Origin of the sequence: Idiomarina ramblicola (assembly GCF_003987255.1) — a bacterium.
Lineage (GTDB): Bacteria > Pseudomonadota > Gammaproteobacteria > Enterobacterales > Alteromonadaceae > Idiomarina > Idiomarina ramblicola.
This window is the reverse complement of the sequence record NZ_PIQC01000010.1, coordinates 24,851-36,825: the sequence shown is the minus strand read 5'-3', so window position 1 is coordinate 36,825 and position 11,975 is coordinate 24,851. Positions and strand designations below refer to the sequence as shown.

The window sequence follows — 11,975 nt, the reverse complement described above, 5'->3', positions numbered from 1 at the left end:
GCCGGGGGATGAAAATTGCTGACTGCGTGATTCGTCCCGCTACTGGCTATTAATGTCGCTTTGTACACTGGCAAACGACTTAGCCCAGGGTTCCATTTGCTGCACTTCAGTTGGCAACTGCGTGGCGGCTGCACGTGCTTGCTCAATGCTGGGGTAGCTGCCAAAAATAACCACATAACGTTGGTCAGCCCGTTGATACACCTGGGTATTAGCGGCAATATCGTAGTCGTTACGGAAATTGCGCAGTAGCTGCGGGTCGCTGATAATGCTGATTTGCAGTGTGTAGTTGCTGGCGTTCTGATCCTGTGCCCACTGAGTCTGGAATGGCAGTGCCTGAGGTTGAGACTGCTGCGGTTGTGGCTCAGGTTGTTCTGCCTTAACTTCTGGCTCCGGCTCGGCCACAACGGTTTGAATACCGGCTTCGACTGCCGACGGCTCGTTCGACGAACCAACAGGCTCGGCTTCCTGTGGCTGCTTTTGTTGCTTAATGAAACCGAGTGAGATGTCGCCCTCTGTCACTTCGGAAGCTGCCACGGTGTTTAATGTACCTAACGCATTGCGGTAAGACGCGGCCAGTTCCGCAGGAACCAGTTCTAAAGAGCGCTCGGTTAGCGGTTCAAAGCTGGGCAAACTGGCGGTCTGCTCGGTAGCTTCTGCTGCGGTTTCATCTGCGGCTGTTGAGGCACTATTTGCCTCACTGTTTTCGGCCTCGGTTTCTGCAGCTGCTGCTGATTCAGGGTTCACTTGTTGCCAGAAAGCAGTCAGCTGCTCTTTATTTAGAAAGCCGGCAAAAGCCAGACTAATAACCGCTGCAATTAAAATAATAGGCCAAAGGCGCATTTTGCGGCGGTTGTTCTGTTCTGATTTATGGTTCGCTTTGCTCTGTTCGCTGGCATCGTTATTGTCAGAATTCTCTTTAGCATTCTCTTCAGCGTTGGTATCGCGGTAGCGTGCTGCCTGAGTTGTTAAAGTTAACTGCAGACGTTGCTGAATTTCGCCGGGAAAGCCATGAATCGAGTTCAGGAATTGCTGAATACGCTCCAGATTCCAGAAGCTGCGTTGCTTCTCTGGTAGAAGAGCCTGTACGAAGCGAATTTGTTCGTCATGGTTAAGTGGCTGAATTTCTATCATGGTGGGCCCCTGCACACGCAAATGCGGTGCCGGACGCTGCTGCTGAGCCCAGCGACTGTCGCCGGTAATGACAATGCTGGTACGCTGGCCAATAGCGCTGAGCTGAGTGACGGTAGAAATGCACTCGGCTAAAAAGCTTTCGGTCAGTTGTTCCCCGTTATCAATCACAATAATGGCGTGGCTAAGCGGACGCTGGCGTTGCATCTGACGACTCAATGACTCGTCGTTAATGCTAATGGTACCAAACAGTTGATTCAGTATTTGTGCGCGGACGCGGTCATTGGTGGAGCGTTCATTGGCGCTGATAAAAGCCACTTCCGCGTATTCGGAGGCCTGCTCAAGAAAGACTTCAGCAATGGTGGTTTTGCCGCTGCCTTCTTTGCCGTGCAGCATAATAAGCGATACGCTTTGCTGGCATTGTTGATGGAGCTGGTCAATAACCTGTTGTTGGCTCGGTTTGGTTTTTACCGGCGCGGCAACAATATGTTGTGTGGTTGCAAGTGCTTGCATCTGTCTGTTCCTGTCTGTCAGCCGAATAGAGATAACGCGATGGCGTTAGCAACATTCAGTGATCACAGCAGCAACGGTATCGTGTTCGATAGTACTGACAACTTCAGCCTGACCAATAGCGACCGGAAGAACAAAGTGCAACTGACCGTCTTTTACTTTTTTGTCGCGCTGCATGTAGTCTAACCAATCCTGCCAGGGCATTTGTGGGCCCTTCGTCGGCAAGCCAAGTGCCAGCAGTAAATCTTTGATGCGTCGAAAATCTGACGAATTGAGCCGCTGTGTCACTTCTGACAGCTTAGATGCAATTATAATGCCAGCAGCCACAGCCTCGCCGTGTGTCCATGCGCCGTATTCGGTGGCTGCCTCAATGGCATGGCCAAAGGTGTGGCCTAAATTCAGTAATGCCCGCAGCCCTTTCTCGCGCTCGTCTAAAGCAACCACTTCGGCTTTAATTTCACAGCTGCGCTGAATGGCGTAGGTGAGTGTCGCCGGATCTTGCTGATTTAACTCGGCGGTATGGCGTTCCAGCCATTGGAAAAAGTCGGCATCGTAGATAACACCGTACTTAACGATTTCGGCTAAGCCGCTGCGGTAGTCCCGCTCGGTCAGCGTTTGCAGGCAGTCAATGTCGATAACCACCGACTTAGGCTGATAAAAAGTGCCAATCAGGTTTTTGCCCTGGGGGTGATTAACCGCGGTTTTTCCGCCGACGGAGGAATCAACCTGCGACAATAAGGTGGTCGGAATTTGGTAAGAGTCGACACCGCGTTGAAAAGTTGACGCGACAAAGCCTGCTAAGTCACCCACCACACCACCGCCGAGTGCGATAATGCCGCAGTCACGATTAAAGCCAGCATTAATCAGAATATCCATGGCTTCGGCGTAGCTGTCCAGGCTTTTAAACTGCTCACCGTCGCGCATCTCAAAAATCTCGATCTGGTGACCCGAAAGCGTATTTAATAAGGGTTTTAAATAGTACTGACTGATGGTCGGGTTGGTGATGATCAGCAGTTGCTGGTTGAGCTTGTGCGGAAGGTTTTCGACGTAGTTTGATAACAGGGCGTTACCAATGTAGATAGTGTAGCTGCGTTCACCTAAAGAGACGTTAACCTCAGCCATGAACGCAGCTCCTGATACTTACCCGAGACCGTTGATGGATTCGAGTTGATCGATGATGTCGTTGACCACGAATTTTGCACTTTGATCATCGGTTTGTACCGTGATGTCGGCAATTTCTTCGTACAACGGATCGCGTTCTTGTGCCAGTTCTTCTAACACTTTACGCGGGTCGTCAGCTTCTGCAATCAAAGGCCGGCGTTTGTCACGCTGGGTACGGGCCAATTGCTTCTCGATAGGCGTTTTTAAATAAACAACCACACCCCGTGCCGATAGACGGTTACGGCTTTCTTTGCTCATGACTGAGCCGCCACCTGTCGCTAAGACGATGCCCATATTCTCGGTAAGCTCTTCGATCACTTTTTCTTCGCGTGCGCGAAAGCCTTCTTCACCTTCAAGCTCAAAAACCCAGCTGATTTCGGCACCGGTGCGGCGCTCAATTTCAGAATCTGAGTCGTAGAACTCTAAATGTAATTGTCTGGCGATTTGACGGCCAATCGTACTTTTGCCAGCCCCCATGGGCCCAACAAGAAAAATATTACGTTTCTCAGCCATATTCCTGCTTACATCATTGGTTAAAATTAGCTGTAACTCACGAATCCGGAGTGTCTGGAGACGTCCCCCAACCCAACGAAAAGAAGCGCGATTATCGCAACTTGAGCCCACTTTAGCAATAGTAATCCGCTTTTGGACTAAGTTTGTGGCAATATCGTTGGTGTAACGAAAATCATCAGCTCCCGCTTTTCATTGCGCTGCTGCTGATGTGAGAACAAATTCCCGAGTAACGGCAGCGAACCTAAGATGGGGACACGACGGTCATCATTCAAGTTATGTTCCTGAAAGATTCCTCCTAAAACGATGGTTTCTCCATTTTTTGCCAGTACCCGTGTCGACATTTCCTGAGTGTCGATAGCGACCGCCGGTCCGGTGGGTGTGGCAACGGTATCGCCGCGGGTATTCTGAGTAATGGTCAGCTCCATTAAAACATGGTCATTGGGTGTAATTTGCGGGGTAACGGTTAAGCCCATCACCGCTTTCTTAAATTGCACGGCGGTGGCGCCGTGAGCGGCGGTTTCGACATAAGGTATTTCGGTTCCCTGCTCAATGTAAGCTGACTGCTGATTGGAAGTGAAAATTTTCGGACTGGTGATAATTTCTGCTTTGTTTTCCTGCTCCAACGCGGTTAGTTCCAGATCCAACAAAATATCGTCGCTGAGTCTGGCCAGGTTAGCGGAAAAGGTGCCGGCAGGATTGGTCGCGGGCAAATCCACCTGCATACCTTTAATAAAACTGCTCGCGTCTTCAGGTACAGTCAGTCCGTATTCCGTTGCACCCCAGCGAATGCCCAGCTCTTTACTGACATTGGCTTTTACGGTGACCATGCGCGCTTCGATAAGCACTTGCTTGACCGGCACATCCAAATCGTTGACCAACTGACGGATGGTGGCCAGTTGCTCTGGCGTGTCTCGTACAATGAGTGTATTGGTGCGCTCATCGACACTCACTGCACCGTTCGGCGAGAGAAAACTCTGTTGTTCATTTTTTAATAGTTTGGCTAGGTCACTGGCCTTAGCAAAGTTAACGCTCAATAGAATTGAGCGGTGGTTGATATTGTCTGTGGTGTTTTCATCAGCGACATCTATGCGCAGCATAGCGCCTTGTAAGCGAACTTCTAAACCATGACTGTCGAGTAAGGTTTCAAAGGCATCCTGCCAGGCAACATCGTTAAGTTTGAGGCTGGACTCGCCGCTTACCTTATCGGTAATGAGGATGTTCAATTGGTGTTGGTCGGCCAACAACTGTATGAGTTCCCGCAAGGGCACTTTATTGGTATTGAGTGAAACCAACTGGCGTTGTTGCTCCTCGCTAAGCAAACTTTGCCAACTATTATCGGCCGCATGGCTTTGCTGTAAGGGCAGCATGAGAATAAAAAAGAGAGTAATACTGAGACTACAGAACGAGAATCGAATGTGCATCATTGCTGGTTAGTATCCTTGGTTAAAAAGAGTTTTCGACTTTGTGCTGACCAGCAGCCTGCTTCTTTTTGCCAGTGTTGAAACGCTATGTGGTCACGTTTTATGTTTTGCAGTTGCATCAGCGGGCTGGCTATCCAGTCATGTTCGGTCAGAGTTAGTAACGGCTGCCCGGGTATGCTCAGCAGGGCTTTTTTCAGCGGTGAAGTTTGGGTGGCCAGTAGCTGCACTGACGCCCAGTCAGTGATTCGAATGTCGCTTAGTATGCCGGGTTTGCCCAAGCACTTAAGCGGCTCTGCCAACATGGGCGGAAAGTCAGTTTTAAACAGCGGTTTACCGTTGACGTCGGGCGGCGCAGAGTCTTTAGCCGTTAGCCAGAGAAACTGCCAGCTAAGCTCACCCCTATGTGATTCGCCGTCTTGCCATTTGAGTGTTTGTGTAAATGGAAAGGCCTGCAGTGACTCTTGCTGAGTTTGCAGAATGGAGGCAATAAACCGGATGGCGTTTTGATAAGTACCGCTAATGCCAACCAGCCACTGCTCTGAGTGTTCCGGACTTTGCTGGTAATGTAAGTCGACCTGCTGTTGCTTTGCCGCCTGAGTGAGTAAAGATGCGACATCAACCGCTGGCGGCTCCGGCAAAGTGGTGTCGTGCGCCTCAGGAATTTGAGGGGCCGGCTGTTGCAGTTGTCTGTTTTGGCTCTGCAGGGTGTTTTTCAACTGATTTGCCTGATAGCCAGTAAGAAAATAGCTGACTGCTATAGCCACAACCGTGAATACCAGCACGCTGGCACCCCAGCACCATAAAACTTTCTGTATTGGTTTAACCATTCGATTCGGTCTCATTCAAGTTGCCGACGTAATGGAAAAGCACCCGTTGCTGCGGTAACAGTTGTTGCTTTATTCCCGGGGAGGCTAGCTGGCGTTCTAACCACACATAGTGATCATTAACGTCATCTATTTTTTGGTATTCGGCGGCTAGCGTGAGCTGCGAATGACCTATGCTCAACTCACGCTGCTGAAAGAAACTCTGGGTTTTATTCAGCAAGGCGAAGAAAGCATTGAGTCTGCGCTGGTCATTGTGCTTGCGCTGCATAAAGGCTTGCCGCGCTTGCTGTTGTCGTTGATATGTAAACCAACGTTGCTGCTGGTGTTTCCGTTCTTCTAAAGCGAGATTCTGCTCAGCGACCTGCTGCTGCATGTACCTAAGGTATTCGCTGTAAGAATTGACCCACTGGACTGCAAAAAAACTGACAGCCAACAGCATTAAAACGCCCAGACCGTGAAGCCCACGATAACGTCGCCATAAGCTCTGCTCCCGCCATTGAAGAAGATTTAGCGATGCCATTGGCTAAACCCCCGCAATGCCAGACCTAATAACGCCATTTCGTTATCTAAAGCGGCAGCGATTGGCGCGACGTTGTTGCTGAAAAAAGGGGCGGTTGAGAGAACCAGGTGTCTTAGCTGAGGTTGTTCCGCAAGCTGTCGCACAAGTGATGACTGCATGGCTTTGTCGCCAAAGCTCATCAGCCAACTGTCTTCAGTCAGGAATTGAGATGACAACAAAAAGGGAATTAAATTGGACGAGTTAACATACTCCAGCCGCTGAAAAACGCCATTTCTGCAATACAGCAGAATAGATTGTGGCTGACGCAGTTCCACAATCACCCATGTCATTGGATCGTTAAAAATCGTATCACTCGGCCACAGGTACGGAAGCACGGCATTGGTGGCACGCACAACTGACTGGTAAACCGGCTCGACCACTTGCACCGGCATGTCCAATGGTGCTAGCAATGTCAGTAAATTTTCAAGCGCTGAGCGTTGGCCGATAACGGCTTCTGCTTCGGTATCACCGTCGTGAGTTAAATAGTCGTAGCTGATGCCCGCATGGGTTTTTAATTGCGGCGGCAGTTTTTGCAGTAGCTGCTCTTCGACCTGCCTGTCAGCTCCTAGTGGTACTTTTTGGTAATGCGTTGCGCTATATTCCAGCGCCGAAACAATGCCGTCCTTTTTTAACCCTTGTTGGCTAAGGCTGCTGTGGTGCTGCTGGGAAAAGTGTTCGACAACAAAGTGCTGACCTTGTCGTGATAACTGTAAAACCAAACAACTTTCACGATTAATTTGCACAGCAACCGGTTGCTGGCGAAGTAATGACATTAGACAATATCCTTATTGTAGAAAAGCCAGTTGCAAGCGTAGTGTTGTGAACAAAAATCCGCCATAATAGTCAGTAAGAGTTAAGAGCTAATTTATGTCGGCTATTGCGGTTTCAGCACGCTGGCGGAATATCAGTGCGGTTATGGAGCAGATAATTGAAGTGGTTTAAGCGGCTAATCTACACCTTGCTGGTGTGTCTTATTCTTGGCGGGGTAACGGTTGGCAGCCTTTATCTATATGTAAAACCCGAATTACCCAGCGTGGAAACTTTACGGGATGTGCGTTTGCAGACACCAATGCAGGTGTTCACAGCAGACGGGGAACTGATCTCACAGTTTGGTGAAAAGCGCCGTATTCCGGTAGATTTGCACGATGTTCCTCAACCGCTTATCGATGCCTTTCTTTCAACCGAAGACAGCCGCTTTTATCAACATTTTGGCGTTGACCCTATTGGTGTTGCGCGTGCGTTTAGTGTGTTGCTGACTACCGGTGAAATCCAGGAAGGCGCCAGTACCATCACCATGCAGCTGGCGCGAAATTTCTTTTTGACCTTTGAACGTGCGTGGATGCGCAAAGTAAAAGAAGCTTTTATTGCCGTTCACATTGAGCAGCTATTAAGCAAAGATGAAATTCTGGAACTTTACCTGAACAAAATAACCTTCGGACACCGTGCTCATGGTGTTGGGGCTGCCGCTCAGGTTTATTACGGTAAGCCGTTAAGTGAGCTGACCTTGGCTCAGATGGCAACCATAGCGGGTTTACCTAAAGCGCCGTCAAATCTGAACCCAATTTCAAACCCTATTGCTTCTAAAGCGCGTCGTCGGGTCGTTTTATTGCGCATGCTGGATGAGAACAAAATTTCCCAGGCCGAATTTGAAGAAGCAGCTAATGCGCCGGTGACCGCGCGCCGTCATGGAGCTGAAGTGACGGTTAATGCGCCTTATCTGGCGGAAATGGTGCGTCAGGAAATGGTCGACCGTTATGGTGAAGAAAAGGCGTACAACGAAGGCTACAAAGTTTATACAACTATAAGAAGCGACGTGCAGCTGGCTGCGCGAAAAGCGATTTGGGATAACCTTCATAATTACGATGAACGTCATGGTTATCGTGGGCCGGTTAGTTTGCTGTGGTCTGCCGAAAAAGAAGATGACCCTGTTGAAGAGCCGGCTATCCGGCAATATCTGGAGCAATTACGTGTCATTGGTGCGGTCACTCCCGCCGTTGTGACAGCGGTTGACGAGCAGTCTGCCGAAGTGATGGTTAAGGGAGAAGGTAAAATAACCTTACCCTGGAAAGCGATGCACTGGGCTCGCGAGTACCTGAATGAAGAACGTCAGGGGCCGCCGCCGGAAACGGCAGCAGAAATCATGCAGCCGGGACACGTTATTTGGTTGCGCCGAGTCAATGACGACAGCGCCTGGCGGCTGGCTCAAGTTCCTGAACCGAGCTCGGCTATTGTTTCGTTAAGGCCCGATGATGGTGCTGTAGCCGTTGTAGTCGGTGGTTACAGTTTCCAGTTGAGCCAGTACAACCGAGCTTTGCAAGCTGAACGTCAGGTAGGTTCGAATATTAAACCGCTGATTTACTCAGCCGCATTTGAAGAGGGCTTAACCCTTGCGACGCTGGTTAACGATGCGCCTATTAACCAATGGAACCCGGGTTCCGGCATTGCCTGGCGTCCTAAAAACTCACCGGAAGTTTACGAAGGGCCTATTCGCCTGCGTAAAGCGCTGGCTAAGTCTAAAAACGTGGTGTCAGTGCGATTAATCCGAGAAGTGGGCGTGAAAAAGGTGGCTGACCACCTCGCCAAATTTGGTCTGGATCGCTCAAAAATTCCCGAGAACGAGTCTCTCTCGCTGGGTTCGTTGTCAATGACGCCGATGCAGGTGGCCAGAGCCTTCGCGACTTTCTCAAATGGTGGCTTTTTAGTTGAGCCTTACTTTATTAAGCGCATTGAAGATGCCGAGGGTAATGTTTTAGACGAAACTGACCCGGTACGCGCTTGTTTTGACTGTGAGAAACCGGCTCCGCAGGTTATCAGTGAACAAAATGCATTTTTGGTTGAGCAAGCGATGAATTCGGCAGTCTGGGGCGGTGGTAGCTGGGCTAATGGCACGGGCTGGAATGGTACTTCCTGGCGTATTCAGCGTTCTAAACCTATTACCGAAGCCGTTGGCCGCAACATTGCCGGTAAAACGGGTACCACCAACGATGTTCGCGATACCTGGTTCTCGGGCTTTACATCAGACCTGGCGACCACGGTTTGGGTTGGTTTTGATGATGTTTCCAGAAAGTTGGGTCGCACGTCTAAGCATCCTGAAGTGGATTCCAGTCAGCAGGCTATAACGGGTGGTGAAGCGGGTGCAAAAACGGCATTGCCGGGTTGGATCCTGTTTATGGAAAAAGCGTTGCCACTGTATCCATCACGTGAATTTGGTATTCCGCCGGGCGTGGTGAATGTTCGCATTGACTTAGAAAGCGGTAAGCTTTCACACAAAAGCGATTACACCACCCGCTTTGAATACTTTATTCGTGGAACCGAACCGACGGAATATAGCCGCCAGAACGGTAACTCCAACGGTGATATTTTTGAAGACGATGACGACGACTTATTCTAGTTGGGAGCACAAGCGAATGGGAGCGTTAAGCTCCCACGGCCAGTTTACTCAGTAGCTGGTTCAAGTCGGACTGCACACCACCCGCGGTAACGTGTTTGCCCGCGCCCGGACCACTGATCACTAACGGCATTTCGGAGTACCAGTCGGTGTAGATAACGAAAATGTTTTCACCGGGTATCAAGTTCGCCAGCATATCGCCTTCCGGAATGTACTCAATGCCAACCTGAGCCGTAACCCGCTGTTCATCACTGACGGTAAAGCTGGCCAGTAGCCGTGGTACTTTGCCGTCTTTGGCGGCTTCGTCGAGCATGGCTGTCATGGGCTTATCAAGTTCCGATAAGCGCTGCATAAACTCGCTAAGTGGCAAGTCACGTAAATGTTCCGGCACCAGGCTTTTTACTTCAATGTCCTGCCAGTCCAGTTTTAAGCCAATTTCGCGTGCCAGAATCAGTAATTTACGCACCAAGTCCTGACAGGATAGGTCTTCACGAGGGTCAGGCTCGCTGTAACCCCGTTCTTTGGCTTCTTTTACCAATGAACTGAAAGTGACACCTTTGGTGAAATTCTCAAACAACCACGACATGGTTCCGGAGAAAATACCGGAAATGCTGCGAATTTCATCGCCGGAATTACGCAGGTCATTAATGGCGTAGTTTAAGGGGAGCCCTGCACCCACTGTGGTGTTATAGAGCCACTCGCGTTCGTACTCATGCTGGATGGTACGAATTTCACGGTACAGTGCTTCGTCGGCCGAGCCCGCGCGTTTGTTGGCACTGATAATGTGCAGGCCGTTCGCGAACAGACTGGGGTATAACTGTGCCACTGGTTTGGCATCGGTTAAATCAATCACCACCAGTTCGTCGTAAGGGGCATTGGGTAATTCGCGCAGCAATTCGGTTAACACATAAGGTCGCGCCAGACGGTCGAAGTCATCTGCCCACTGGCTCAGTTCGACGCCGTTGTAGTCCAGCCATAAACGGCGGGAATTGGCTATGCCAATAACACGCACATCCATCACCTGGTTAATGCGGTCCCGTTGTTGTCTGAACAGCTCCAGCCAGGCTGTACCAATATTGCCGCGACCAATAACCAGCACACCCAGACTGCGGCGGTAGTTAAATAATTGGCTGTGCAGTCGGTTCAGAAGGCGGTTGTCGAGTTTCTGCTCCAGAATAGCGACAGCGGAGTCACCGTTTTGGGTTAACGCAAAACGCCGCACTTTTTGTTCGGAAAGCTGTAACTTAAAGGTCGAGAACTGGTCGGTTTCCTGAATGCGATTACCGACAATGGCGACCATGGAGTAACCACGCATTTGGGTGATAGCATCGCCCGCGCCCAGACTGTCCAGCCAGCCTGTCAGGTAATCTAAATGGTTTTGGTGAAAGACCAGATACTGTTGATGATTTTCTGGTTCTGTCCAGCTCACCAGCGGCTCTAAATCCAGTTCGTCCAGGCGTTTTACTAACGCTTTGTCCTGCAACTCCACTTTAAACAGAACCACTTCAGACAACGACGTGAAAACCTTTCCGCGAGGTTGAGTATTCTGGAACTGGCCAATGCGAGTTTGCTGATTTTCTACTTTCAAACTGGAACGTACGGAAATGACCATGCGTTGACGGTCGACCGGTTGAAAGGTTCTGGGGTGCAGAACCGGGCTGCCAAGTCTGGCCAGCTCTTCGGCCTCGGTCCAGTCTAATGTCGGTAAACTGACAACTCGTTCAACTTTACGCGGGTCTGCCGAGTAAACACCCGCAACGTCCTTCCATATGGTGACCTGGCGAGCGTCCAGCAAACTGCCAACCAGTGTGGCAGAGTAGTCACTGCCGTTGCGGCCCAGAGTTAAACTTTCACCGTTAAAGCCGCGTGCAATAAAGCCTGTAACAATAAAACGAGTGCCGGAATGAGGTGCAACCCGTAGTAAGAGCTTTTCACGTGAGTGTTCAACCTGAATGGCGGGCTCAGGAGCGTCCGCGGCCAGTAAAAAATCGCGGGCATCAATGTGGTCGGCCCGGGTGCCCTGCTTTTGCAACAGTGCGGATAACAAGCGGGCGGACCAAAGTTCCCCGTAGGACAGTAACTCGGCATGATGAGTAATGTCTTCGTCACCGGCCAACCAATGACGCCAGCGGGTAAAATCTTGTTGTGATTGCTGCAGTAGCTGCTTTTGCAAATCACCGCTTAGTAACTCAGTGATGAGCCCTTGCTGAAAACTTTCCAACTGATCGAGTAGAATACTGGCGGTATCGCCGGGTTGTGCTTTGGCGTTTATAATGGCCAGAATTCGGTTGGTGGTATCACCAGCGGCGGAAACCACCACCAAGTCACTCGCACCAGCGTATTCCGTCACAATTCGGGCGACGCGGCGATAACAAAAAGCATCGGCGAGACTGCTGCCGCCAAACTTGTGTACCTGAACACTGTCGGCAACGGCCTGCTTTTGCTCTTCTGTGAGCTGGTTTTTTGTCATT

At 50.2% G+C, this 11,975-nt stretch carries 9 protein-coding genes; 1 reads left to right on the top strand and 8 read right to left on the bottom strand.

The features are described 5' to 3' along the window. Window positions 1-39: 39 nt before the first annotated feature. The 7 genes from CWI78_RS12310 to CWI78_RS12280 form a co-directional block, all read right to left on the bottom strand. Window positions 40-1,641 (bottom strand): AAA family ATPase, encoded by a 1,602-nt coding sequence (locus CWI78_RS12310; RefSeq protein WP_126783095.1) that lies wholly within the window; start codon window positions 1,639-1,641, stop codon window positions 40-42. 45 nt (window positions 1,642-1,686) lie between these two features. Continuing rightward, window positions 1,687-2,760, bottom strand: a complete 1,074-nt coding sequence (gene aroB, locus CWI78_RS12305) for a 3-dehydroquinate synthase (protein WP_126783094.1) — start codon at window positions 2,758-2,760, stop codon at window positions 1,687-1,689. Window positions 2,761-2,778: 18 nt separating this feature from the next. After that, entirely contained in the window at window positions 2,779-3,312 is a 534-nt protein-coding gene (gene aroK, locus CWI78_RS12300; RefSeq protein ID WP_126783093.1) for a shikimate kinase AroK, read from the bottom strand. A 137-nt stretch (window positions 3,313-3,449) separates the two neighbouring features. Next, on the bottom strand, window positions 3,450-4,736 hold the full coding sequence (locus CWI78_RS12295; protein WP_244213126.1) for a type IV pilus secretin PilQ: 1,287 nt from the start codon (window positions 4,734-4,736) through the stop codon (window positions 3,450-3,452). Then, the gene (locus CWI78_RS12290; RefSeq protein ID WP_126783092.1) at window positions 4,733-5,560 is read right to left on the bottom strand and encodes a hypothetical protein; all 828 of its coding nucleotides are present in this window, start codon (window positions 5,558-5,560) and stop codon (window positions 4,733-4,735) included. The genes CWI78_RS12295 and CWI78_RS12290 overlap by 4 nt, the downstream gene beginning before the upstream one ends. Continuing rightward, window positions 5,553-6,077 (bottom strand): hypothetical protein, encoded by a 525-nt coding sequence (locus tag CWI78_RS12285; protein ID WP_126783091.1) that lies wholly within the window; start codon window positions 6,075-6,077, stop codon window positions 5,553-5,555. The genes CWI78_RS12290 and CWI78_RS12285 overlap by 8 nt, the downstream gene beginning before the upstream one ends. Then, a complete protein-coding gene (locus CWI78_RS12280; RefSeq protein WP_126783090.1) occupies window positions 6,065-6,889 on the bottom strand; it encodes a hypothetical protein in 825 nt (274 codons plus the stop codon). The genes CWI78_RS12285 and CWI78_RS12280 overlap by 13 nt, the downstream gene beginning before the upstream one ends. A 155-nt stretch (window positions 6,890-7,044) precedes the next feature. Here CWI78_RS12280 and CWI78_RS12275 point away from each other — a divergent pair, with 155 nt between their 5' ends. After that, complete coding sequence (locus tag CWI78_RS12275) at window positions 7,045-9,507, top strand: penicillin-binding protein 1A (protein ID WP_126783089.1); 2,463 nt, start codon at window positions 7,045-7,047, stop codon at window positions 9,505-9,507. 25 nt (window positions 9,508-9,532) lie between these two features. Here the strand turns inward: CWI78_RS12275 and CWI78_RS12270 are convergent, their stop codons facing one another. After that, window positions 9,533-11,974, bottom strand: a complete 2,442-nt coding sequence (locus CWI78_RS12270; protein WP_126783088.1) for a bifunctional aspartate kinase/homoserine dehydrogenase II — start codon at window positions 11,972-11,974, stop codon at window positions 9,533-9,535. Window position 11,975 lies beyond the last annotated feature (1 nt).

Excerpts from the sequence above, each read along its gene's own strand:
- CWI78_RS12295 (WP_244213126.1), bottom strand. The coding sequence starts at position 4,736 with ATGATGCACATTCGATTCTCGTTCTGTAGTCTCAGTATTACTCTCTTT.
- CWI78_RS12270 (WP_126783088.1), bottom strand. The coding sequence starts at position 11,974 with ATGACAAAAAACCAGCTCACAGAAGAGCAAAAGCAGGCCGTTGCCGAC.
- CWI78_RS12290 (WP_126783092.1), bottom strand. The coding sequence starts at position 5,560 with ATGGTTAAACCAATACAGAAAGTTTTATGGTGCTGGGGTGCCAGCGTG.
- CWI78_RS12285 (WP_126783091.1), bottom strand. The coding sequence starts at position 6,077 with ATGGCATCGCTAAATCTTCTTCAATGGCGGGAGCAGAGCTTATGGCGA.
- aroK (WP_126783093.1), bottom strand. The coding sequence starts at position 3,312 with ATGGCTGAGAAACGTAATATTTTTCTTGTTGGGCCCATGGGGGCTGGC.
- CWI78_RS12280 (WP_126783090.1), bottom strand. The coding sequence starts at position 6,889 with ATGTCATTACTTCGCCAGCAACCGGTTGCTGTGCAAATTAATCGTGAA.
- aroB (WP_126783094.1), bottom strand. The coding sequence starts at position 2,760 with ATGGCTGAGGTTAACGTCTCTTTAGGTGAACGCAGCTACACTATCTAC.
- CWI78_RS12310 (WP_126783095.1), bottom strand. The coding sequence starts at position 1,641 with ATGCAAGCACTTGCAACCACACAACATATTGTTGCCGCGCCGGTAAAA.